This is a genomic window from Propioniciclava coleopterorum (genome assembly GCF_011393335.1).
Lineage (GTDB): Bacteria > Actinomycetota > Actinomycetes > Propionibacteriales > Propionibacteriaceae > Propioniciclava > Propioniciclava coleopterorum.
In genome coordinates this window covers 2,803,037-2,824,888 of record NZ_CP049865.1, presented here as the reverse complement: position 1 = coordinate 2,824,888, position 21,852 = coordinate 2,803,037, and the positions used below count along the sequence as shown (strand labels likewise).

Annotated in this window: 20 protein-coding genes; 7 read left to right on the top strand and 13 right to left on the bottom strand. The window is 72.3% G+C overall.

The genetic code is table 11. From position 1 onward, the window contains the following. Positions 1-12: 12 nt before the first annotated feature. Complete coding sequence (locus G7070_RS13455; protein WP_166234163.1) at positions 13-1,089, top strand: LOG family protein; 1,077 nt, start codon at positions 13-15, stop codon at positions 1,087-1,089. On the opposite strand, the gene G7070_RS13450 is transcribed toward G7070_RS13455, so the two are convergent. The 7 genes from G7070_RS13450 to rpsB form a co-directional block, all read right to left on the bottom strand. Beyond that, on the bottom strand, positions 1,086-1,814 hold the full coding sequence (locus G7070_RS13450; RefSeq protein WP_166234162.1) for a YwaF family protein: 729 nt from the start codon (positions 1,812-1,814) through the stop codon (positions 1,086-1,088). The genes G7070_RS13455 and G7070_RS13450 overlap by 4 nt on opposite strands. A 4-nt stretch (positions 1,815-1,818) precedes the next feature. Then, positions 1,819-2,991, bottom strand: a complete 1,173-nt coding sequence (rlmN, locus tag G7070_RS13445; RefSeq protein WP_166234161.1) for a 23S rRNA (adenine(2503)-C(2))-methyltransferase RlmN — start codon at positions 2,989-2,991, stop codon at positions 1,819-1,821. 11 nt (positions 2,992-3,002) lie between these two features. After that, entirely contained in the window at positions 3,003-3,881 is an 879-nt protein-coding gene (locus G7070_RS13440; protein WP_166234160.1) for a phosphatidate cytidylyltransferase, read from the bottom strand. Continuing rightward, positions 3,881-4,402 carry a ribosome recycling factor gene (gene frr / locus G7070_RS13435; RefSeq protein ID WP_431977954.1) on the bottom strand — a complete coding sequence of 174 codons (522 nt, stop codon included), beginning with the start codon at positions 4,400-4,402 and terminating at the stop codon, positions 3,881-3,883. The genes G7070_RS13440 and frr overlap by 1 nt, the downstream gene beginning before the upstream one ends. Before the next feature lie 77 nt (positions 4,403-4,479). Further along, positions 4,480-5,190, bottom strand: a complete 711-nt coding sequence (gene pyrH, locus G7070_RS13430) for a UMP kinase (RefSeq protein ID WP_166234159.1) — start codon at positions 5,188-5,190, stop codon at positions 4,480-4,482. 112 nt (positions 5,191-5,302) lie between these two features. Further along, complete coding sequence (gene tsf, locus G7070_RS13425; RefSeq protein ID WP_166234158.1) at positions 5,303-6,115, bottom strand: translation elongation factor Ts; 813 nt, start codon at positions 6,113-6,115, stop codon at positions 5,303-5,305. Between the two features lie 33 nt (positions 6,116-6,148). Further along, positions 6,149-7,120 carry a 30S ribosomal protein S2 gene (gene rpsB / locus G7070_RS13420; RefSeq protein ID WP_166234157.1) on the bottom strand — a complete coding sequence of 324 codons (972 nt, stop codon included), beginning with the start codon at positions 7,118-7,120 and terminating at the stop codon, positions 6,149-6,151. A 1,308-nt stretch (positions 7,121-8,428) separates the two neighbouring features. Here rpsB and G7070_RS13415 point away from each other — a divergent pair. Next, positions 8,429-9,481: a M23 family metallopeptidase gene (locus tag G7070_RS13415; RefSeq protein WP_166234156.1), complete on the top strand. Its 1,053-nt coding sequence runs from the start codon at positions 8,429-8,431 to the stop codon at positions 9,479-9,481. A 1,034-nt stretch (positions 9,482-10,515) separates the two neighbouring features. Here the strand turns inward: G7070_RS13415 and G7070_RS13405 are convergent. Both G7070_RS13405 and G7070_RS13400 read right to left on the bottom strand, forming a co-directional pair. Further along, positions 10,516-10,938, bottom strand: a complete 423-nt coding sequence (locus G7070_RS13405) for a DUF1801 domain-containing protein (protein ID WP_166234154.1) — start codon at positions 10,936-10,938, stop codon at positions 10,516-10,518. A 147-nt stretch (positions 10,939-11,085) separates the two neighbouring features. Next, on the bottom strand, positions 11,086-12,123 hold the full coding sequence (locus G7070_RS13400) for a tyrosine recombinase XerC (RefSeq protein ID WP_166234153.1): 1,038 nt from the start codon (positions 12,121-12,123) through the stop codon (positions 11,086-11,088). Between the two features lie 60 nt (positions 12,124-12,183). Here G7070_RS13400 and def point away from each other — a divergent pair, with 60 nt between their 5' ends. Next, positions 12,184-12,774: a peptide deformylase gene (def, locus tag G7070_RS13395; RefSeq protein WP_166234152.1), complete on the top strand. Its 591-nt coding sequence runs from the start codon at positions 12,184-12,186 to the stop codon at positions 12,772-12,774. A gap of 20 nt (positions 12,775-12,794) precedes the next feature. On the opposite strand, the gene map is transcribed toward def, so the two are convergent. The 3 genes from map to G7070_RS13380 are packed head-to-tail and all read right to left on the bottom strand — an operon-like array spanning position 12,795 to position 15,161. After that, positions 12,795-13,559 (bottom strand): type I methionyl aminopeptidase, encoded by a 765-nt coding sequence (gene map / locus G7070_RS13390; RefSeq protein WP_166234151.1) that lies wholly within the window; start codon positions 13,557-13,559, stop codon positions 12,795-12,797. A 40-nt stretch (positions 13,560-13,599) separates the two neighbouring features. Further along, positions 13,600-14,397, bottom strand: coding sequence for a TrmH family RNA methyltransferase (locus tag G7070_RS13385; protein WP_166234150.1), 798 nt, complete (start codon positions 14,395-14,397; stop codon positions 13,600-13,602). Then, a complete protein-coding gene (locus G7070_RS13380; RefSeq protein WP_166234149.1) occupies positions 14,397-15,161 on the bottom strand; it encodes a maleylpyruvate isomerase N-terminal domain-containing protein in 765 nt (254 codons plus the stop codon). The genes G7070_RS13385 and G7070_RS13380 overlap by 1 nt, the downstream gene beginning before the upstream one ends. A gap of 62 nt (positions 15,162-15,223) precedes the next feature. Between G7070_RS13380 and G7070_RS13375 the strand changes: the two genes are divergently transcribed. Both G7070_RS13375 and G7070_RS13370 read left to right on the top strand, forming a co-directional pair. Then, on the top strand, positions 15,224-17,401 hold the full coding sequence (locus G7070_RS13375; protein ID WP_166234148.1) for a DUF4185 domain-containing protein: 2,178 nt from the start codon (positions 15,224-15,226) through the stop codon (positions 17,399-17,401). A 9-nt stretch (positions 17,402-17,410) separates the two neighbouring features. Continuing rightward, entirely contained in the window at positions 17,411-18,391 is a 981-nt protein-coding gene (locus G7070_RS13370) for a bile acid:sodium symporter family protein (RefSeq protein ID WP_166234147.1), read from the top strand. Positions 18,392-18,487: 96 nt separating this feature from the next. On the opposite strand, the gene metG is transcribed toward G7070_RS13370, so the two are convergent. Then, complete coding sequence (metG, locus tag G7070_RS13365; protein ID WP_206079793.1) at positions 18,488-20,278, bottom strand: methionine--tRNA ligase; 1,791 nt, start codon at positions 20,276-20,278, stop codon at positions 18,488-18,490. Between the two features lie 109 nt (positions 20,279-20,387). On the opposite strand from metG, the gene G7070_RS13360 reads away from it, so the two are divergent. Next, on the top strand, positions 20,388-21,620 hold the full coding sequence (locus G7070_RS13360) for an inorganic phosphate transporter (RefSeq protein ID WP_166234146.1): 1,233 nt from the start codon (positions 20,388-20,390) through the stop codon (positions 21,618-21,620). Next, entirely contained in the window at positions 21,620-21,838 is a 219-nt protein-coding gene (locus G7070_RS13355; protein ID WP_166234145.1) for a hypothetical protein, read from the top strand. The genes G7070_RS13360 and G7070_RS13355 overlap by 1 nt, the downstream gene beginning before the upstream one ends. The last annotated feature ends 14 nt before the right edge of the window (positions 21,839-21,852 follow it).

Below are 21,852 nucleotides of genomic sequence, written 5' to 3'. Positions count from 1 at the left end.
TAGTCTCTCACCATGCGCCGCGAGATCGAGACTCTGGAAGAGTTCGACGCTCACGTCCGGGCCGAGCGATCGCTGGTGGGCTGCCTGCTGCAGGCGCTCGACCTGCGCGGGCGCGCCGACGTGCTGGAGAAGGTCGCCGTCCAGAACGCCTTCTTCCTGGGGTGCCGGCTCAAGCACCGCAGCGCCGTCGACCTGGCCGCCCGCGGCGCCGCCGTGTTCCCGCGGCTGCCGCAGGTCCCCTTCGACGCCTACCGGCCGACCCTCTACACGCCGCTGGAGTTGTACAGCGACGTCGCCGACGGCTATCCGGCCACGACGGACGCCCGGGTCTACGCCTGGACGCTGCGGGGCCGCTCGAGGCTGCTGGACGCGTCCCTGGCCCAGTCGCTCCACGACCACTTCGTGAGCGACGCGCTGCTCGAGGTCGTCACGAGTCCCGGGGCGGGCGTCGGGATCATGGGCGGGCACAGCGTCGGCCGCGGCACGCCCGAGTACGAGCAGGCGGCGCGGCTGGGCCGCGGCCTGGCCGATGCGGGCAACCTCGTGATGACGGGCGGCGGGCCGGGCGCGATGGAGGCCGCCAACCTGGGCGCGTCGTTCCGCGGCTCCCCCGAGGACCTGACGCGGGCGTGCGCCGTGCTGGCCGAGGTGCCGAGCTTCACCCCCGACCCCGGCGCCTGGGCCGCGCAGGGGTTCGCGGTGAAGGAGCGCTTCGACTGCACCCGGCTCAACGTCGGCGTCCCGACGTGGTTCTACGGCCACGAGCCGCCCAACGTGTTCCCCACCCTGATCGCGAAGTACTTCGACAACGCGATCCGCGAGGACATCCTGCTGCGGCTGTGCGGGGCGGGGCTCGTGTACGTGCCGGGGCGCGCGGGCACCACCCAGGAGATCTTCCAGGCGCTGACGCGCAACTACTACGCGCTCGAGAGCGGCCAGATCCGCCCCATGGTGCTGCTGGGGGTCGAGTACTGGACGCACGAGGTGCCGGCCTGGCCGCTGCTGGCCTCGCTCGCCCGGGGCCGGCTGATGGAATCCTCGATCCACCTGGTCGACACCGTGGACGAGGTGCTGGAAGTGCTCGCCTAGCCCTTCGTGCCCGGGCGGCGGCGCGCGAAGGGGGCGTACGCCAGGGCGAACGCGCCCGCCGCGACGCCGGCCAGGATCGGGATGTAGCCCGGCCACGCCGGCAGCCGGTCCAGGATGCTGGCGGTGGCGGGCTTGCGGTTGACGTAGAGGTAGTTGCTGCCGAGGCAGTGGTTGATGGCCCCGACCACGGCCGCGTGCCCGAGCAGCGCCGCGTACGCCCGGCGTGCCCCCGCGGCGGTGGGGCGGCGGCCCTCGACGAACACCTGCCACAGCGGCACCGCCAACACCAGGCCGTGGCTGACGAAGAACTGGAAGAACCGGTAGTGCGGGAAGCCGTACTCGCCGACGTCCGGGGTGAGGAGCGCCTGCGGGACGCCGGCCACGCCCCAGTACCAGGTGACGTCGTCGCCGAGCCCCGTCGGACGCAGCAGGTTCGCCGATCCGCCCCACACCAGGACCGAGCACAGGTGCAGCGGCAGCATCTCCTGGACGTTCCAGGTGCCCCCGGCGCGCCGCCACGCGTGGTAGCCGAGTTCCTGGCCCGCGAGCGCCGCCGCCAGGACGCGGCGCGCGCGGCGGCGTCCGACCGGGCCCAGCCGGCGGCCGCCCGCGATCAGCGCCGCCAGAGACGCCGAGGTGACGGCCAGGGCGGCGAGGTGCTGCCCGCCGAACAGTTCGAACCCGTCCCCCTCGGAGCGGACGGCGAAGGCGCCCGCCAGGTCCACCGCCTCAGCGCTCCTTGGCGGCCAACTGGCCGCAGGCGCCGTCGATCTCCTGGCCGCGGGTGTCGCGGATGGTGGCCGCGATGCCCGCGTCGGTGAGGCGGCGGACGAACTCGCGCTCGTCGTGCTTGCGGGAGGCGGTCCACTTCGATCCGGGCGTCGGGTTGAGCGGGATCGGGTTGACGTGCACCCAGCCGGTGCCGCGCCCCTCGGCGCTGAGCAGGTCGGCCAGCGCGTCGGCGCGCCACGCCTGGTCGTTGACGTCGCGGATCAGCGCGTACTCGATCGAGACGCGGCGGCCGGTCGCGGTGAAGTAGTCGTGGGCGGTGCGGACGACCTCGTCGACGGAGTGGCGCGTGTTGATCGGCACCAGCGTGTCGCGCAGTTCATCGTCGGGGGCGTGCAGGCTGACGGCCAGCGTGAGCGGCAGCCCCATCTCGGAGAGCTGCCTGATGCGCGGGACCAGGCCGACGGTGGACACGGTGATGCCGCGCGCCGACATCCCCAGGTCGCCGACCATGCGGCGGATGGCGCCGGTGATCGCCTTGAAGTTGGCCATCGGCTCGCCCATGCCCATGAACACCACGTTGTTGAGCCGCACGCGGGCCGAAGCGGCCACGACCTGCGCGACGATCTCGGCGGTGGACAGGTTGCGCTCCAGGCCGCCCTGCCCGGTCGCGCAGAACGGGCACGCCATCCCGCAGCCGGCCTGCGACGAGATGCACAGCGTCGCGCGGTGGCGGCCGGTGCCGCTGCTCGGCTTGCCGGGGACGCCGTACTCCATCAGCACGCTCTCGACCAGGTTGCCGTCGTGGAGGCGCCACAGCGTCTTCACGGTGGTGCCCTCGTCGGCGGTCTGGGTGCGCACCTCGTGCAGCAGGTCCGGGAAGAACGTGGCCTTGATGACCTCGCGCTGCGCGGCGGGCAGGTCGGTCCAGGTGTCCGGGTCGGCGCTGGCCCTGCCGTAGTAGTGCTGGTCGAACTGCGAGGCCCGGAAGCCCGGCAGCCCGGCGGTCGTCACGGCGCCGCGGCGCTCGTCGGGTTCGAGGTCGCCCCAGTGGCGCGGCGGCTTGCCGCGCCGGGGGGCGTCGAACACGAGCGGCAGCACGCGGCCCGCGCGCGCGTGGGCGTCCAGTTCGTCGGCGCGGGCCTTCTCGGCCGGGGTCAGTCCTTGAGTCATCGCGGTGAAGGTTACCCGCCCGGGATGAGCAGGTACATCACCAGCCAGGCCGGGGCGGCGGCGACCAGCATCGAGTCGAGCCGGTCCATCACCCCGCCGTGGCCGGGCAGGAACGAGCCCATGTCCTTGATGCCGACGTCACGCTTGATCGCGCTCTCGATCAGGTCGCCGCAGGTGGCGAAGAACGCGCAGACCGCGCCGAGGATCGCGCCGATCCACCACGGGCTGCCCAGCACGAAGTGCACCATCAGGCTGCCGGTGAGCACCGCGAAGCCGACCGAGCCGGCCAGCCCCTCCCAGGTCTTCTTCGGGCTGATGGCCGGCGCCAGCGGCGTCCGGCCGAACAGGACGCCGACCGCGTAGCCGCCGGTGTCGTTGGCGACCACGCAGAGCAGGAACGTCACCATCCGGGCCGCGCCGTGCTCGCCGGCGAGGATGAGCGCCGTGAACGAGCCCAGCAGGGTGATGTAGCCGATGATGAACACCGACGCGGAGGCGTCCCGGACGAAGTTCTCGTGCCCCTTGGGGAACCGCACGATCAGCACGGCGAGCACCGTGGCGCCCAGGCAGGTCAGCAGCACCGAGTGCCACGGCATCAGGTGGAAGCCGACCCCGGTCGCGGCGGCGTAGGTGCCGACCACCATGGCGATCGTGCCGATCACGATCGGCACGATCTCGGCGCGCATGCCGAGCCGCCGCATGGCGTTGTTCACCTCGGTCGCCCCGAGGGCGAGCATGGCCGCCACGAGCAGGATGAAGCCCCAGTGCCAGAACGCCAGGGTGACGATGACGAGCAGGATCAGGCCCACGCCGACGGCGATCGCGGCCGGGAGATCCCGCCCGGCCGATCGCTTCCTGGGCGCCGGTGCGGGCGCTGACGCGTCCGTCATCAGACCTCGATCAGTTCCGCTTCCTTGGCCTTGAGCAGCTCGTTGATCTGCTCCTCGTACTTCTTGGTGAGGGAGTCGAGCTGCTTCTCGGCGTTGCGGGCGTCGTCCTCCCCGACCTCCTTGTCCTTCTCCAGCTTCTTGACCGCGTCGACGGCGTTGCGGCGGTTGCCGCGCACCGCGACGCGCCCCTCCTCGGCCTTGGTCTTGGCGAGCTTCACGTACTCCTTGCGGCGCTCCTCGGTCAGCTGCGGCAGCACGATGCGGACGTGCTGGCCGTCGTTGGCCGGGTTGACGCCCAGATCGGAGTCGCGGATGGCCTTCTCGATGTCGTTCATGGAGCCGCGGTCGAACGGGCTGATCAGCACGATGCGGGCCTCGGGGACCTGGAACGTGGCCAGCTGCTGCAGCGGCGTCGGGGTGCCGTAGTAGTCGACCATGATCTTGTTGAACATCGCCGGGTGCGCCCGCCCGGTGCGGATGCCGGCGAACTCCTCCTTGGCGTGCTCGATCGTGGCCTTCATCTTGGACTCGGCACTGGAGAGGATCTCGGAGATCACGTCAGGTTCCCTTCGTGAGGATTTCGTGTGCGGCGCGGTGGTCAGGCGTGGACCGTCGTACCGATCTTCTCACCATTCACGACCCGGGCGATGTTGCCGCGGACACCGAGGTCGAAGAAGACCATCGGCAGCCCGTTGTCGCGGGCGAGGCTGATCGCGGTGGCGTCGGCCACCTTGAGGTCCTGGGAGAGGAAATCGGTGTAGCTGAGGTCGTCGTAACGGCGGGCGTCGGGGTTGCTGCGCGGGTCGTCGTCGTAGACGCCGTCGGTGCCGTTCTTGCTCATGAGCAGCACGTCGGCGCCGACCTCGAGCGCCCGCTGGGCCGCGACGGTGTCGGTGGAGAAGAACGGCATCCCCGAGCCGGCGCCGAACAGCACCACGCGCCCCTTCTCCAGGTGGCGCACCGCGCGCAGCGGGATGTAGGGCTCGGCGACCTGCCCCATGGTGATCGCGGTCTGGACGCGCGTCTCGACGCCGGACTGCTCCAGGAAGTCCTGCAGCGCCAGGCAGTTCATGACGGTGCCGAGCATGCCCATGTAGTCGGCGCGGCGGCGCTCCATGCCGCGCTGCTGCAGCTGCGCCCCGCGGAAGAAGTTGCCGCCGCCGGTGACGATCGCCACCTGCGTGCCGCCCCGGACGATGTCGGCGATCTCGTCGGCGATGCCCGCGATGATGTCGGGGTCGACACCGACCGACCCGCCCCCGAACGCCTCTCCGGACAGCTTCAGCAGGATGCGGTCGTACGCGGGCATTCGGACTCCTTCATCGGGCGGGTGGACGCCGCGGGCACGGGCCCGGACGTGGCGGTGGCGTGCGCCGTGGGGTTCTCCCACGGCGCACGCCACTGTAGTGGATCGTGCCTGGTCAGGCGCCGACGGCGAAGCGCACGAAGCGCGTGACGGTCACGCCGTTGTCCTTGAGCAGCTGGCCGACCGACTTCTTGTCGTCCGACACGGACTGCTGCTCGAGCAGGGTGACGTCCTTGTAGAAGCCGTTGAGGCGGCCCTCGACGATGCGCCCGATGATGTTCTCGGGCTTGCCCTCCTCCTTGGCGGTGAGCTCGGCGACGTGGCGCTCCTTCTCCACGACGTCGGCCGGGACCGAGTCGCGGTCGAGCCACTGCGGGCTCATGGCCGCGATCTGCATCGCGATGCCGCGGACGAACTCGTCGTCCTCGGTGCCGGTGTACTCGACCATCACGCCGACCTGCGGGGGCAGGTCCTGGCTGCGGCGGTGGAGGTAGACGGCGGCGGGCGCCTCGAAGGTGGCGACCTGCGCCAGCTCGAGCTTCTCGCCGATCTTCGCGGCCAGGGCGGCGACCGCCTCCCCGACCGTCGTGTCGCCGAGCGGCAGGGCCTTGGCGGCCTCGAGGTCGGCGGCGCCGGCGGCCTGGACGGCCTCGACGACGCTCGCGGCCAGGGCGACGAACTCGTCGTTCTTGGCGACGAAGTCGGTCTCGGCGCCCAGCTGGATCAGCGTGGTGCCCGCGGCGGCAACGAGGCCGTTGCTGGCCTCGCGGTCGGCGCGGCTGCTCACCTTGGCCGCGCCGGTGACGCGGAGGATCTCGGTGGCGGCCTCGAAGTCGCCGTCGGCCTCGGTGAGGGCCTTCTTGGCGTCCATCATCCCCGCGCCGGTGGCGTCGCGGAGCTTCTTCACATCAGCGGCAGTGATCGCCATGACGTCGTTACTCGCTTTCGTTGGTTCGGTGGGTCACTTCTCGTCGGCGACGGGCTCGGTCGCCTCGGCCTCGGCCTCGACGGCGGCCTCGGTCTCGACAGCCTCGGCGACCTCGGCGGCCTCGGTCTCGGCGACGGCGTCGGCCTGGGCGATGCCGCCCTCGACCTCGTCGACGAGCTGGTCACCCTGCTTGTCGCTGCCCTCGACGGCCTCGGCCTCGGAGGTGGTCGGCTCGACGGCCGCGGCGCCCAGGAGCTCGCGCTCCCACTCGGCCATCGGCTCGGCCTCGGTGGTGCCGGCGGTCGACCCGCCCTGGCTGCGGGCCAGCAGGCCCTCGGCGGCGGCGTCCGCGATGATGCGGGTCAGCAGGGCGACGGAGCGGATCGCATCGTCGTTGCCCGGGATCGCGTAGTCGACCTCGTCGGGATCGCAGTTGGTGTCGAGGATGCCGACGATCGGGATGTGCAGCTTGCGCGCCTCGTCGATCGCGAGGTGCTCCTTCTTGGTGTCGACGACCCACAGCGCCTGCGGCAGCTTGTGCATGTCGCGGATGCCGCCGAGGGTCTTCTCGAGCTTGTCCTTCTTGCGCTCCTCCTGCAGGAGCTCCTTCTTCGTCAGGCCCGAGCCGGAGGCGTTGGTGAAGTCGAGCGCCTCGAGCTCCTTCATCTTCGCGGTCCGCTTGGAGATGGTGGCGAAGTTGGTCAGCATGCCGCCCAGCCAGCGCTGGTTCACGTACGGCATCCCGACGCGGGTCGCCTGCTCGGCGATCGCCTCCTGGGCCTGCTTCTTGGTGCCCACGAACAGGATCTGGCCGCCGCGGGCGACGGTCTCCTTGACGAAGCCGTAGGCCTGGTCGATGTAGGTGAGCGACTGGCGCAGGTCGATGATGTAGATGCCGTTGCGCTCGCCGAAGATGAACCGCTTCATCTTCGGGTTCCAGCGGCGGGTCTGGTGCCCGAAGTGGACACCGCTCTCGAGCAGCTGACGCGTGGTCACGACGGCCATGGCCGTTCCTTTCTGCGGCGTCCGGCCCTCGGGCACGCGGACGCCAGTCCGGTTTCCAGGGCCGACCTTCGACCCTGCCTGGTGCAGCGGGCCCGCACCGCCCCATCGCTGGGGACCTGGTGGTGTGGCTCCGGTTCTCTGCACGCGAAGTCGACCCGGCGCAGCCGAGTCGCTGCCCCCATCCTAGATCCGGACGCTTCCGGGCACCAATCCCGGGTTGCGCGCCCGATTCGGCCTCGTTCGTCGCCGGGCTGCTGCGACCGCCGACCCGCACCGACGCCCCCGTCGCGGCCCCGCAGTTGGCGGCCGCCTCCCACTCGCGGCCAGTTCGAGGCCGACTGCCCCCGCTCGCGACCAGACGCCCCCGTTTGCGACCAAACGCCCCCGCTTACGACAACCCGCCCCCGCCTGCGACCAAACGCCCCCGCTTCCGACAACCCGCCCCCGCCTGCGACCAAACGCCCCCGCTTCCGACGAAACGCCCCGGCTTGGGACGAGACGCCCCCAGTCACGACCAAACGCCCCCGCTCACGACCAAACGCCCCCGCTTGCGACGAGACGCCCCCGTTTGTGACGAGACGCCCCCGCTCGGCCCAGTTGCCCCCGTTGCAGAGGGGGCAACTGACGCAAACGGGGGCGACTTCCTCTGCTTCCCAGCACCGCACCCCCGCTTACGACGGGACGCCCCCGCTTGCGACAACCCGCCCCCGGTCGTGACCCATTCGCCCCCGTTTGAGACGAGACGCCCCCGCTCGGCTCTGTTGCCCCCGTTGCAGTGGGGGCAACTGGCGCAAACGGGGGCGTCTGGCGACAGTCGCGCACGCCGATGCCGCCACCCGACGGTGTGCAGAGGGCGGGATCACCTCGAACTCTCGCGGCCTCCCTCGGAGTCGACCAACCTCTGCTGGGCGGGTGTCGGCCGGCGCGCGGTGTCCCGCGCGCTCGCCCGCTTGACGCCGGACGCTCCCCCTCGACCTCCATCCGCGGCATGGGCATCTGACGTGGACGGCCGGCATGCGTCCGCTCCAATCACGTGTCCCACCCTTGCGACCGCGGCGAGCCCTGCAGCGCGGACGCCCACTCTGCGGCACGGGGGTCCGACCGAAAGGGTCGCTTGCCTGTGCCGAGGACACCGCCGGTCCCTGACGCGGGGTTCCTAACGTGCCCATGAGACCTGGACGAGCGGGAGCGGAGACCATCGTGCAGCCAGCACAGCGAGAGACCAACGTGCAGTCAGCACAGCGCGTTCCCGACGCGCGGTTGGCACAGCGAGCAACCGGCGCGCAACCACCGGACCAGGAGGCCATCGTGCAGCCGGCGGAGCGGGGAACCATCGTGATGCGGGCGGCGCCAGCGCGCGGGAGCCGGGCCGAGCGCGCCCTCGGCGCCTGGCTGCGGCGGGCGGCGTGTCTGATCCTGGTCGCCCTGGCCTGGGGTGCGTTCGCGCCGCCGACGGCGGCGGCCGGTGCGGGCTGGCCGGTGTCGGGTGCCATCGTGCGTGGCTTCGACCCGCCCGAGGTGGCCTGGGGCGCCGGGCATCGCGGTGTGGATCTCGCCGGCGAGATCGGCGAGGAGGTCCGGGCGCCGCGTTCCGGGGTGGTGAGCTTCGCCGCCACGCTGGCGGGTCGGCCCGTGCTGGTCATCGCCCACGACGACGGCACCAGGACCACCCTTGAGCCCGTCGAGGCGAGCATCGAGACCGGGCGAGCCGTGGCCGCGGGCGACGTGGTGGGCAGGCTCGCCGCCGGCCACCCGTGCCCGGCGGCCGCCTGCCTGCACTGGGGCCTGAAGCGGGGCGAAGACTACCTCGATCCCGTGCCGACGGGCGGCGGAGTCCCCCTGCTGCTGCCCGACACCGCCGCGGCGGCCGTGACCGAACGGGCCTCCCAGCGCGCCCAGGCGGCGCGAGCCGCGGCCGAGGCCGGGACACCGGGAGCCACCTCGGGAGCCCCACCGCCGGGCGGCGGCATCCTGAGCCACCCCGCCGACGCCCGGCTCGGATCGCGCTTCGGCCCGCGTTTCCACCCGATCTTCAAGCAGTGGCGCCTGCACGCCGGGGTCGACCTGTCGAACGCTTGCGGGACGCCCCTGTTCGCCGCCGGCGACGGGACGGTCAGCCACATGGGCTTCGACGCCTCGGGCGGCTGGCGGCTGGTCATCGACCACGGCCCGGTCGCCGGCGTCCGGCTCCAGACGGTGTACCTGCACGCCCAGGGCTATCGGGTGCGCGCCGGCGACCGCGTCACCCGCGGCCAGCAGGTGGGGACCATGGGGAGCACGGGCTGGTCGACCGGCTGTCACTTGCACTTTTCGACCAAGGTCGATGGTCGTCAAGTCGATCCGCTGCCTTGGATCGGGTAGGGGGTACCGATCAGTCGAGGCCGGACGAACAGCGGCACATCCGAAGTCTCCTTGCCCTGCGCGGTATCCATGCGCCTCGACCCAGCACTTGGCTCTGACGGATCAGCGTCCGGGGTGGGTGAACATCGTGGTCCACAGGCATCGTCGCATTCTGACGTCGCTTCGCATCCCGAGTGGGATACGGCAACGCCCAAGTTCTCGGCACGCCACGTCTCCTGCTACGCGCGAGACTTCCGCCAGCCCGCGGCCCGTGCCTCACGCTCGGTGCAGAACCAACGTTCGCCATACGCCTCATTGATGACCGTTTGCTCGTAATACTCCTGACCTGGCACGTGATAAATCCGTTCCCCGGTCTTGACTGAGATGTTTCCCTTGATGGCGCAAAGTTGCGTGGCCGAGGACCGCCTCGGTGGTTCAGGCGCCGCGGACTGCTGCGCTGGCGACGTTTGCATCACACGTTGAGGACCCCGCGCGAACGAGAAGTCCGCCAATTCATCGGAGTCGACGGTGCACACCCACGGGTACTTGGAACCCTCTCGCCATTCCACCGCCATTCCGTTCGAATCAATGCCGGCTTCGCGTTCAGTTACGATCCAGTCTCCGCCGACGATGACAGGCCCGTCTGCACGATCCCCCCTCTCACAGAGTGGATGATCGCTTTACCGACTCCTCCGCCTCGCGCCATCGCAGCACCGAGACATACTTCACGGGCGCGACCGGCCTTCTCCGAACCGCACCCGACGAGCAGCGTGGCAGCGAGGATCATCAGAGTGAGCGCCCCAGCGCCGTTGCGGATGGACACCCGCGTCAGCCTACTCTGCGGCGCCGGCCCTGGAGCGCACAACAGAGGCGTTGCGCTCAGGACGAGTCTCGTAACCAACACATGGCCACCGTGGACGCGCCACCGACCCCTCTACCGAGCCCGACGGACAGGGGCGTGCACCCTCGGGGCGGGCACCATCCGGGCGTGCGCCTCGGGTGAGTGCACCGCCCGCACCGCTCGAGGCCGGGCCTCGGTCCCAGGAGCGCCCCGCTCAGGCCTCCGGAAGGGGCGAGGGGGACCCCCAGGCGCGGCGGATCAGCGCTTTGAGCACCTCGTGGTCGACCTTGTCGAGGTTGGTGACGTACACGCAGCTCTTGCCGCGCTTGTGGGGTCCCAACCGGTCGAGGAGGTCGGACGCGCTGCCGTACCAGTCGAGCCCGTAGAGCACGAGGTTGGCCTTGCGCGGACTGAAGCCCACCTTGTAGCTGCGGCCGCTGTGGCCGCTCTCGTACCGGTAGGTGACCTCCCCGAAGCCGACCATCGACGGGCCCCACAGGACCGCGGGGGCGCCGGTGACCTCGCCGAAGATCGCCAGCAACTCGAACCCCTGCTCGCGTCGGCGCGGCGGCTCCACGCCGGCGAGGAACTCCGCCACCCCACCCTCACGCGGAAGGGTCTTGACCTCGTAAGCCATGGCGGAACGCTAGCTCAGGTGGCCGGCGCTGTGCTCACGTCGGTGTTCCACCCGGGGGCGGTGACGTTCCTGCACCGAGCGCCGGTTCAGGGATGCGGGCGCGGGCCCACCGGGCGTGACGCCTGGCCGCGCCGGTCGAGGTGGGCTTCAGGCGCGCGGGTGTGCCTGGCGGAAGGCGTCCCGGAGGCGCTCGTTCGTCACGTGGGTGTAGATCTGCGTGGTGGCCAGCGACGAGTGGCCGAGGATCTCCTGCACGCTGCGCAGGTCGGCCCCGCCCTCGAGCAGGTGCGTGGCCATCGCGTGCCGAAGCCCGTGCGGGCCCAGATCGGGGGCGTCCGGCACGGCCTCGAGGGCAGCGTGCACCACCCTGCGGACCACCCGCGGGTCGATGGCCGCGCCGCGCGCGCCGACGAACACCTCGGTGGTGTCCGGCTTCGCGACCCGGGGGCGGGCTGCGATCCAGGCGCGCAGCGCCTTCTCGGCGGGGCGCCCCAGGGGCGTGCTGCGCTCCTTGTTCCCCTTCCCGACCACGTGCAGCAGGCCGCGGTCCCAGTCGATGCCCGCGGGGGTGAGCGAGCACAATTCGGCCACGCGCAGCCCGGCGCTGTAGAGCACCTCGATCATGGCCAGGTCGCGGCGGGCCAGCGCGTCGGCGGCCGGGTCCTCCGCCTCGGCGACCGCGGCCTCCAGGTGGGCGAACAGGCCGTCGGCGACGCCGCGGTCCAGCGTGGGCGGCAGCGTCCGCGCGGCGCGCGGCGCCTCCAGCGCGCTCGCCGGGTTGGCGGCGATCAGCCCCCGGGCCGCCGCCCACCGGAAGAACATGCGCGCGGCCGTGGCCCGGCGCGCCATGGTCGTGCGCTCGGCGCCGCGGCGGTGCAGGTCGGCCAGCCACGCGCGCAGCAGGCGGTGGTCGACCTCCCCCCAGGCCCCGACCCCGTGGCGGGCCAGCCAGCCGGCGAGGTCGTCCAGGTCGCCCCCGTAGGCGCGCCGGGTGTGCGCGGACAGATTGCGCTCCCAGTGGAGGTGCTCGGACCACGCGGTCAGGTCCCGCAGCAGTCCGGTCCCGGGCTCGTCCCCACGCGCAGTCACGCCGCGATCACCCGAGCCGGACGCGACGGAGCCGGCGCCGGCCGCGCCGGGGCGCGGCGCGTCCCCGGGGTGGGGCGAGCGTCGGGCGGGGTCCATGGCGCCAGCGTGCCAGAATGTGAGGGTTGCCCAAGACGTTGCCACGCGAGGAGTTCTTCGATGCCCATCACCGACCTGATGACAGGCGGGACCGTGCTGCCCATCACGCGATGGGGCGAGCCGGTCATGCACGAGCAGACCAAGCCGGTCACCGAGTTCGACGAGGACCTCCACGCCCTGGTCCGCGACATGTTCGCGACCATGCGCGCCGCGAGCGGCGTCGGACTGGCCGCGACCCAGGTCGGACGCGACGTCGCGCTGTTCGTGTACGAGTGCCCCGACGCCGACGAGCGGATCCGGATCGGCGCGATCTGCAACCCGGAGGTCACCACGCCGACCGGCAAGGCGCGCCGCCTGGAGTCGACCGAGGAGGGCTGCCTGTCGTTCCCGGGCGGCTACCAGCCGCTGGCGCGGCCCGACCGCGCCACCTGCACCGGCCAGGACCCGTGGGGCGAGCCCGTGACGGTGGAGGGCACCGGCACGCTGGCCCGCTGCCTGCAGCACGAGACCGACCACCTCAACGGCATCGTCTTCGGCGATCGGCTCTCGACGCGCACCTACCGCAAGCTCGAGCAGCAGAAGAACGACCTCGCCCACCTCTACCCCGCGGACTGGCCCGTGCACCCCAAGAAGGTCACCGCGGACGACTGACCGCGGCGCCCCGACGTCCCTCAGCGGGCGGTCAGCACCACGGGGCCGTCGGCGGTGACCGCGACGGTGTGCTCGGAGTGCGCGCCGCGCGAGCCGTCGACGCTGCGCAGCGTCCAGCCGTCGGCGTCGGTCCGCAGGGCGTCCGTGCCCGCCATGAACCAGGGCTCGATCGCGATCACCAACCCCGGACGCAGCCGCATCCCCTTGCCGGGGCGGGCGTCGTTGGGGACGTGCGGGTCGCCGTGCATGGTGCGTCCCACGCCGTGCCCGCCGAACTGGGTGTTCACCCGGAACCCGTACTCGCGGGCGGTGCCGCCGATCGCGGCGCCGATGTCGCCCAGCCGGGCACCCACGCGGGCCGCCGCGACGGCCCGTTCGAGCGCGACCTCGGTGGCCTCGATGAGGCGCAGGTCCTCCGGCGCGGGCGTCCCGACGACGACGCTGAGCGCGGAGTCGGCGACCCAGCCGTCCACGGACGCCGCGAAGTCGACCGACAGCAGGTCGCCGTCGCGCAGCACGTGGTCGAACGGCAGGCCGTGCAGGACGGCGTCGTTGACCGAGGTGCACAGCACCTTGCCGAAGGGCATCGCGCCGAAGCTGGGGTGGTAGTCGATGTAGCAGGACGTGGCCCCAGCGTCCCGGATCATCCGGTGCGCCAACTCGTCGAGTTCCAGCAGGTTCACCCCGACGGCGGCCTTCTCCCTCAGGGCGGTCAGGACGCTCGCCACGAACGCTCCCGCGGGCCGCATCTGCTCGATCTCGGCGGCGGTTCTCAACTCGATCACGCCCCACACCGTAGCGCCGCCGCGGCGGCGGGCCGTCCCGTCAGCGCAGCGCCCAGCAGGCAACCGCGGTGGCCGCGGCCACGTTGAGCGAGTCGACGCCGTGCTGCATGGGGATCGACACGACGGCGTCCGCCTGCCCGATCCAGCGCTGCGACAGCCCCTCGCCCTCGGTGCCGACCACGATCGCCAGCTTGTCCGGGACGCCGCGCGCGACGACCTCGTCCAGCGGCAGCGCGTCCGGGGTGAGCGCGAGCGCCAGCACGGTGAAGCCGGCCTCGCGCAGCAGCGGCAGCGCGGTCCCCCAGTCCTCCAGGCGGGCCCAGGGCAGCGAGAACACCGTGCCCATGCTGACCTTGATGGCCCGCCGGTACAGCGGGTCCGCGGCCCGCGGCGCCAGCAGGACGCCGTCCCAGCCCAACCCGGCCGCGTTGCGGAGGATCGCCCCCACGTTGGTGTGATCGACGATGTCCTCGGCGACGACCAGCCGGCGGGCGCCCAGCAGGTCGGCGACGGGGGTCGGCGGGCGCCGGTGCAGCGACGCGAGCGCCCCGCGGTGCACGTGGAAGCCCGTCACGGCCTCGGCCAGGTCCTCGCTCACCACGTAGGTCGGGACGTCGGTGTGCGGCGCCAGCACGTCGGCCAGCCCGGGCAGCCAGCGCTCGGCGAGCAGGAACGACCGCGGGGTGAATCCGGCCTCCAGGGCGCGGCGGATCACCTTCTCGCCCTCGGCGATGAACAGCCCGCGCTCGGACTCCAGCGACTTGCGCAGCGAGGTGTCGCGCAGCGCGACATAGTCGCCCAGCCGCGGGTCGGCCGGGTCGGTGACGTCGATCCGCATCAGGACCAGGCGACCTTGACCGCGGCGCGCCAGGCGTCCCAGAACCCCGGGTCGGACGCGGTGCCGCCCTCACCGCGGTTCCAGACGCGCAGGTACAGCTCGCGGGCGGTCCCCGCGACGGTCGCGTCGGCGTCCGCCCCGGCGTCCACCCGCGTGACGGTGGTCCCGTCGGGACGCGCCTCCAGCAGCCAGGAGCGGCCCACGTCGGTGGCGTCGAACCGGACGCGGCGGGGCGGGTCGGCGCGCAGCAGCCCGTCGCGCGCGACGAAGCCGGTCAGCAGTTCATCCACGCCGTCGGCGGCCAGCCGCGGGTCCAGCCACAGCTCGGACGCCGCGGGGAGGCGCCCCAGCCGGGCCGCCATCGCGTCGATCGCGTGCACCGACGTCTCGTGCACCTGCCGCCGCAGCCAGGCGTCGCGCGGCGGCGGCGCGTCCGGCAGGAAGAACCGCAGTTCGGCGTCGACCGGGAGCGACGCGAACGCGTTCAGCAGGTCCACCAGCCCGTCGTCGAACCAGTCGAGCAGGTCCGTCGACGCCGCCGCCTCGGCGAGCACGTCGGCCGCCTCGCGGCGCGGCCCGCGCGTCAGGTAGCCCGTCGCCCAGCGGTGCACCATGCCCTGATGCGCGACCAGGTCCCGGACGGCCCAGCCCGGGGCGGTCGGCACGGGGGCGTCCAGGCCGGCGCTGCCCGCGTTGCCGCGCAGGATCGCGCCGGCGTCCCCGAGGGCTTCGCCCATGGCCCGGAAGTCTTGAACCTCGCTCATGCCGGTCACCCTAGTTCCTCGCGGGTGGGGCCTTCGACCGCGTCCCTCGCTATCTTGTCCGCGTGCTGCCCATCGGTTCCACGAGCATGATCCAGTCGACCATCGCCGGCGACACCGGCCGCTGGCGGGCGCTGCTGCGCGCGCCGCGGCTGGACGCCCTGGTGCGCCGCGCGGACGCCGACGGCGTCCGGCTGGAGCACTACCACCGCACCCAAGGCCGGCCCGACCGCGGCTGGGACCGCGGCGCCACCCTGACGGCGGCCTCCACCGCGCCGGCCGCGCTGGCCCAACTCCCCGACTCGCCCTTCTGGCGGCGCGGGGAACTGGTCGCGCTCGTCCCCGACGACTCCGGCGTGGCCGAGTGGCGCCACGACCCGGCCGGCGAGCCGCTGGACTGGGCCCGCACCGCAGACCTGGGCCCGGGCGAACAGGTCGCGCTCGTCGCGTCCGGGCCGGTGCTGCACGCGGTCGTCGTGAGCGCCGGCCGCGCCCGGCACTGGCACCGCCCCGCCGAGGGCGGCTGGGTCGCGGGGGCCGACCTCGGCCCGTGCGACGGCGCGCCCGGCCTGGTCGTGCATCGCGGACGCCTCACGGCCGCGCTGCCCGCCGCGGGCCGGCTCGCGCTGCTGGCCGGCGAGCGGGGCACCTGGCGCGACGTCGGCGAGATCGACGACGGCACCCGCGCGCCCGCGCTGGCCCCGCGCCCCGGCGGCGGCCTGCTGCTCGCCGCCCCGCAGCCGACCGCCGGGGTCCGCTGGTGGCGGCTCGGCGACCGCGGCGCGGTCGGCGAGGACGCCCCCCGCCCCGACCTCGCGCCGCACGCCCGCGTGCACGCGCTCGCCCTGGCCGCGACCGCGCTCGGCGGCGGTGTCGACGCCACCCGGGTGAGCCTGGGAGCGGTCAACCTCGGGGGCGCGTTCCAGGCCGTGGGACGCCCCACCGGCTGGCTGCAGGCGCTGGTCGCCGAGGACGACTCGGTCTACCTGTGGCACCGCGAGCAGCGGGTCCACGACGCCCATTGGGTGCGCGCGGCCGGGTTGCGGGTGCTGACCGCCGAGCCGACCCACCGCGCCGCCCGCGCCTCGGAGAAGACCGCGCAGATCAGCGGCGAGCGCGACACCCAGCCCTCCCCCGGCGACCCGCGCACCACCCTGAGCCGCTCCGAGACGGTCTCAGGCGTCCGCGGCACCGACCTCGGCGTCCGCATCGACGTCGAGGGCCGGACGCTCATGCTGTTCGGCGACACCCACTGGGGCCGCAGGCGGTGGGCGACCCGGGACTCGATCGCGGCCGTCACCGATCCGGACGCCGACCTCCCCGGCTTCGAGTTCCACGGCGGCCCGCTGAAGTTCGCGGGCCTGGGCACGACCATGACCGAGTACGACGTCCCGCTCGACGCCTTCTCGCACGGCCGGCACTGGTATGCGTTCACCTCGTCGAACCACTTCGCGCGCCACCAGGTGATGGGCCGCTCGATGCTGGCGCGGGCGGTCGACGGCCCCGACGCGATCGCCGGCGCGTCCCGGCGGCCGTTCCGGTTCGAGACGATCGCGCAGGTCTCCGACCTGTTCTTCGTCAACATCTCGTGCGCCCCGGTGCGGCGCGACCTGCCCGGCTCGCCGTTCCCCGACGGGGCGGGCCCGCTGCTCGGATTGTGGGGCGCCGGCTCCTACCGCGCCGACGACCTGCGCTTCGCGGTGCTCGACCCCGGCCGCGACCTCTCCCGGCCGGCGATCGCGTACCTCGCCGGGCTGGAGGGCGGCGTCCCGCGCTGGTCGGACGCCGAGGCCGACGCCGTCCCGATCGTGCGCGGCTCCTACGGCGAGGTGACGGTGCGCTGGGTGCCCGCGCTGGCGTCGTACGCGCTGCTGACCATGACGGGCCCCGAGGATGCCGCGGGTGGCGCCGTCGTGCTGCGCACGGCCCCGCAGCCGTGGGGACCGTGGAGCGAACGGCTGCTGCTGTTCGACTGGATCGCGGACGGCCTCTCGTTCGGCGACCCGACCCGCCGGTTCATCCGCGCCTTCGCCTCCGACGACCCGGTCGGCGACGACATCTTCGGGGCGCAGGCCGGGCGCCCGGGCGGCGCCTACGCGCCCTACCTGTACGACGCCGCAGCCCGGCCCGACGGCGTCCGGCTGCGGTACACGCTGTCGACGTGGAACCCCTACCAGGTGGTGCTGATGGAGCACCGGCTCACCCCCGACGACCTCGCGGTGCTGGGCGTCGCCCGGGGCTAGGGTTGCCGGGTGGCCACCCGGAGATTCAAAGTCGACTACTTCCTGCTCGCGATCATCGCGGCGGCGGTCGTGGCCTCGTTCCTGCCCGCCTCCGGCGTGGGGGCCACGGCGCTGTCGTGGGCCACGAAGGTCGCGATCTTCTGCCTGTTCTTCCTCTACGGCGCCCGGCTGCACCCTCGCGAGGCGCTGGCCGGCCTCAAGCACTGGCGGCTGCACCTGACCATCCTGGCCTTCACGTTCGTGGCGTTCCCGCTGTTGGGCCTGGCGATCGCCCAGCTCCCGGCCACGGTCATCTCGGCCGCGCTGATCCCCGGGCTGCTGTACGTGACGCTGTGCCCCTCGACGGTGCAGAGCTCGATCAACTTCACCTCGATCGCGCACGGCAACGTGGCGGGGGCGATCGTGAGCGCGTCGGCGTCCAACCTGCTGGGGGTGTTCGTGACGCCGCTGCTGGCGATCGCGCTGATGAACACCTCCGGGCAGGCCCACGTCGGGTTCGGGGCCATCGGTGACCTGATGCTGCAGATCCTGCTGCCGTTCATCCTGGGCCAGCTGTCGCGGCGCTGGACCGCCGACTTCGTGGCCCGCCACAAGAAGCTCAAGCTGTTCGACCAGGCCTCGATCGTGCTGGTGGTCTACTCCGCGTTCTCCGAGGGCGTCCGGGAGGGCATCTGGACCATGGTCAGCGTCCCCGACATCGTGGCGCTGATCGTCGTGTGCCTGGTGATGCTGGCGTTCATGCTGTGGCTGACGTGGTTCGCGGCGCGGCGGCTGAAGTTCAACCGCGCGGACGCCATCGCGATCCAGTTCTGCGGCACCAAGAAGTCGCTGGCCACCGGCCTGCCGATGGCGACCGTGCTGTTCGTCGGCCAGCCGATCGGGCTCATCATGCTGCCGCTGATGGTCTTCCACCAGGCGCAGCTGATGGCGTGCTCGTGGCTCGCCACCCGGTACGCCCGCGAGGCGGACGCCGCCCCCGCGGTCGGCTGACGCGCCGCCCCTACGCCGGCACGGCGCCCCGCGGCTGACACGTCGCCCCTACGCCGACGCGCCCCGCCCGCTCCGGGCGAGGCGGCCGCGCCGGGATCAGTCGGTCAGGACCGGCGACCACGCGGGGCCGGTCTCCCCCAGCTTCTCGTCGAGCTTGGCGAAGATAGGCGACGGCTTGGCCAGCGGCGTCCCGGCGACGATCGGCACCGACGCCCAGCGCGCGGCCTCGGCGGCGTAGTCGCCCATGAGGACCGGGTAGGACGGCGCGCCCTCCTCCTCGACCTCGATCAGCTCGGGCTGTGCGGCCCACACGCCGGTCCCGCCCAGCGCCTCGTGCACCTTCTGGGCCGCGTGCGGCATGAACGGGGTCAGCAGGGTGTTGCAGTCGGCGACCGCCTGCAGCGCGACGTGCAGGATGGTGTCGCGACGGACCGGGTCGTCCTTCTTCTTCCACGGCTCCGAGTCCGACAGATACTTGTTCGCCAGCGACACCACCCGCATCGCCTCGCCGATCGCCTGCTTGAAGCGGGCCCGCTCCAGCAGTTCCCCGACGGTGGTGAACGCCTCCTTGGACGCCGCCAGCAGCGCCCGGTCCTCGTCGGTCAGCTCGCCCGCGGTCGGGATCGCGCCGACGTTCTTGTGCGCCATCGACACCGAGCGGTTGACCAGGTTGCCCCACTCGTTGGCCAGCTCGAAGTTCACCCGGCGCACGAACTCCGACCAGGTGAAGTCGGTGTCCTGGTTCTCGGGGCCGGCGACCGCGATGTAGTAGCGCAGGGCGTCCGGGCCGAACTCGGCGAGGAAGTCGCGCACGTAGATCACCTTGTTGCGCGAGGAGGAGAACTTCGAGCCCGACATCGTCAGGAACTCCGAGCTCACGATCTCGGTCGGCAGGTCCAGGACGCCGAACGCGCTCGGCGTCCCGCCCCGGGAACCCTCGCCGTTGGCGCCGATCAGCATGCCGGGCCAGATGACGGTGTGGAAGGTGATGTTGTCCTTGCCCATGAAGTAGTAGGACTCGGCGCCCGCGTTCGTCCACCAGTCCTTCCAGGCGTCCGGACGCCCCACGCGGCGGGCCCACTCCACCGACGCCGACAGGTAGCCGGTGACGGCGTCGAACCACACGTAGATGCGCTTCATGTCGGCGTCGGTCCAGCCCTCGATCGGGATCCGGACGCCCCAGTCGAGGTCGCGGGTCACGGCGCGCGGCTTGAGGTCCTTGGCGAACTCGGTGGAGAACCGGATCACGTTCGGACGCCAGTCGGTGCGCGTCCCCAGCCACTCCTGCAGCGCGTCGGACAGCGCGGGCAGGTCGAGGAAGAAGTGCTCGGTCTCGACGAAGTTCGGGACCTCGCCGTTGATGCGGCTGTGCGGGTTGATGAGGTCGATGGGGTCGAGCTGGTTCCCGCAGTTGTCGCACTGGTCGCCGCGGGCGCCGTCGTAACCGCAGATCGGGCAGGTGCCCTCGATGTAGCGGTCGGCCAGCGTGCGTCCGGTCGAGGGCGAGATCGCGCCGAGCTGCTTGTGGGCGACGACGTAGCCGTTGTCGTGCAGCGACCGGAAGAGCTCCTGGACCACCTCGGCGTGGTTCAGCGTGGTCGTGCGCGTGTAGAGGTCGTAGGAGAGCCCCAGGCCCTGGAGGTCCTCGACGATGATGCGGTGGTACTTGTCGGCGGTCTCGCGGGCCGTCAGGCCCTCGCCGTCGGCCTTGACCTGGATCGCGGTGCCGTGCTCGTCGGTCCCCGAGACCATGAGGACGTCCTTGCCCGCCATGCGCTGGTAGCGGGAGAAAACGTCGGCCGGAACCGCGAAGCCGGACACGTGCCCGATGTGGCGCGGGCCGTTCGCGTACGGCCATGCGGCACACGTGAGGATCCGAGAAGTCATGCCCGGATTCTAGAGCCACTGGAGACGGCGTTCTCCCTCGGAGGCAATCGGATGAAACGAAGGCGACGCACATGTGACCGGAACCCCTCCATGTGGTTACCATCGAAGCGTGACCCCTGAGTTGGTCCTCCTCATCCTCGTGGTGGGGACGGCGTTGGCTTTCGACTTCACCAACGGCTTCCATGACACGGCCAATGCGATGGCCACCTCCATCGCAACGGGCGCGCTCAAGCCGAGGGTGGCGGTGCTCCTGTGCGCCGTTCTCAACCTGATCGGCGCGTTCCTGTCGGTCGAGGTTGCCCTGACCGTGACCAACGCGATCGTCCGCATCCAGAACCCGGACGGCACCCCGCGCGCGGACCTGCTGGCCGACGGCGGCCGCTCGCTGCTGCTGGTGCTGCTGGCGGGCCTGGCGGGCGCCATCGCCTGGAACCTGTTCACCTGGCTGCGCGGGCTGCCGTCGAGCTCCTCCCACGCGATGTTCGGCGGCCTGGTCGGCTCCACGATCGCCGGGCTGGGCCTGGAGTCGGTCAAGTGGGTCGGCACCGGCTCGAAGCTCGACGGTGTCGTCGGCAAGGTGATCCTCCCCGGGCTGGCCTCGCCCGTGATCGCCGCGCTGGTCGCGACGGTCGGCACCTGGCTGGTGTTCCGCATCGCCCAGGGGGTCGCCCAGAACAGGATGGATTCGGGCTTCCGCTGGGGCCAGATCGGCACCGCCTCGCTGGTCTCGCTGGCGCACGGCGCCAACGACGCCCAGAAGACGATGGGCGTCATCACGCTCGCCCTGATCGCCTCGGGCGCCTGGACGTCCACCCACGAGATCCCGCTGTGGGTGAAGGTGGCCTGCGCGGTCGCCATCGCGTCCGGCACCTGGATCGGCGGCTGGCGCATCATCCGGACGATGGGCAAGGGCCTGGTCGAGATCTCCCCGCCGCAGGGCATGGCCGCCGAGGCCGCCTCCGCCGCGGTCATCCTCTCCTCCTCGCAGCTCGGCTTCGCTCTGTCCACCACGCACGTGGCCACCGGCTCGATCCTCGGGTCCGGGTTGGGCCGCAAGGGCGCCGGCGTCCGCTGGGCGCTGGCGGGCCGCATGGCGCTTGCCTGGCTCATCACGCTCCCCGCCGCCGCCGCGGCCGGCGCGGTCATGTGGATGTTCGGGCACCTGCTCGGCGACTGGCTCGGACCGCTCTTCATCGTCGCGGTGATGGTCGGCCTGGCGCTGTGGATGTTCCTGCACAGCCGCAAGCAGCCGATCAGCCCCGACAACGTCAACGACGACTGGGAGGTCCCGGACTCCCCCGCCGAACTGGGGGCTGTCGCGACGCCGAAGGTGGCCTCGTGATGGAACAACTGCTCGCCGCGCTCGACGCGATCTGGAAGGTGACGGCCGTCGGCCTCGTGCTCGGCGCCGGCCTGCCCGCCCTGTTCAGCCTCGGCGTCCGCGCCCAGGCCTCGGGCCGCGTCGCGTGGGCCTACGCCGCGTACGCCGTCGTCGGCCTCGCGGTCCTGAGCGGGATCGCCGGCATCGTCGCCCACGGGCTGGGGTTCAAGCTCTTCTGAGCCGCGGCGCCCGG

What these genes read in the sequence shown, in the direction of transcription:
- G7070_RS13400 (WP_166234153.1), bottom strand. Translation starts at nt 12,123, where the DNA reads ATGGACCCCGCCCGACGCTCGCCCCACCCCGGGGACGCGCCGCGCCCC.
- rlmN (WP_166234161.1), bottom strand. Translation starts at nt 2,991, where the DNA reads ATGACTCAAGGACTGACCCCGGCCGAGAAGGCCCGCGCCGACGAACTG.
- G7070_RS13405 (WP_166234154.1), bottom strand. Translation starts at nt 10,938, where the DNA reads ATGGCTTACGAGGTCAAGACCCTTCCGCGTGAGGGTGGGGTGGCGGAG.
- frr (WP_431977954.1), bottom strand. Translation starts at nt 4,402, where the DNA reads ATGAAGGCCACGATCGAGCACGCCAAGGAGGAGTTCGCCGGCATCCGC.
- pyrH (WP_166234159.1), bottom strand. Translation starts at nt 5,190, where the DNA reads ATGCCCGCGTACGACCGCATCCTGCTGAAGCTGTCCGGAGAGGCGTTC.
- G7070_RS13385 (WP_166234150.1), bottom strand. Translation starts at nt 14,397, where the DNA reads ATGCGGATCGACGTCACCGACCCGGCCGACCCGCGGCTGGGCGACTAT.
- def (WP_166234152.1), top strand. Translation starts at nt 12,184, where the DNA reads ATGCCCATCACCGACCTGATGACAGGCGGGACCGTGCTGCCCATCACG.
- G7070_RS13455 (WP_166234163.1), top strand. Translation starts at nt 13, where the DNA reads ATGCGCCGCGAGATCGAGACTCTGGAAGAGTTCGACGCTCACGTCCGG.
- tsf (WP_166234158.1), bottom strand. Translation starts at nt 6,115, where the DNA reads ATGGCGATCACTGCCGCTGATGTGAAGAAGCTCCGCGACGCCACCGGC.
- rpsB (WP_166234157.1), bottom strand. Translation starts at nt 7,120, where the DNA reads ATGGCCGTCGTGACCACGCGTCAGCTGCTCGAGAGCGGTGTCCACTTC.
- metG (WP_206079793.1), bottom strand. Translation starts at nt 20,278, where the DNA reads ATGACTTCTCGGATCCTCACGTGTGCCGCATGGCCGTACGCGAACGGC.
- G7070_RS13355 (WP_166234145.1), top strand. Translation starts at nt 21,620, where the DNA reads ATGGAACAACTGCTCGCCGCGCTCGACGCGATCTGGAAGGTGACGGCC.
- G7070_RS13380 (WP_166234149.1), bottom strand. Translation starts at nt 15,161, where the DNA reads ATGAGCGAGGTTCAAGACTTCCGGGCCATGGGCGAAGCCCTCGGGGAC.
- G7070_RS13440 (WP_166234160.1), bottom strand. Translation starts at nt 3,881, where the DNA reads ATGACGGACGCGTCAGCGCCCGCACCGGCGCCCAGGAAGCGATCGGCC.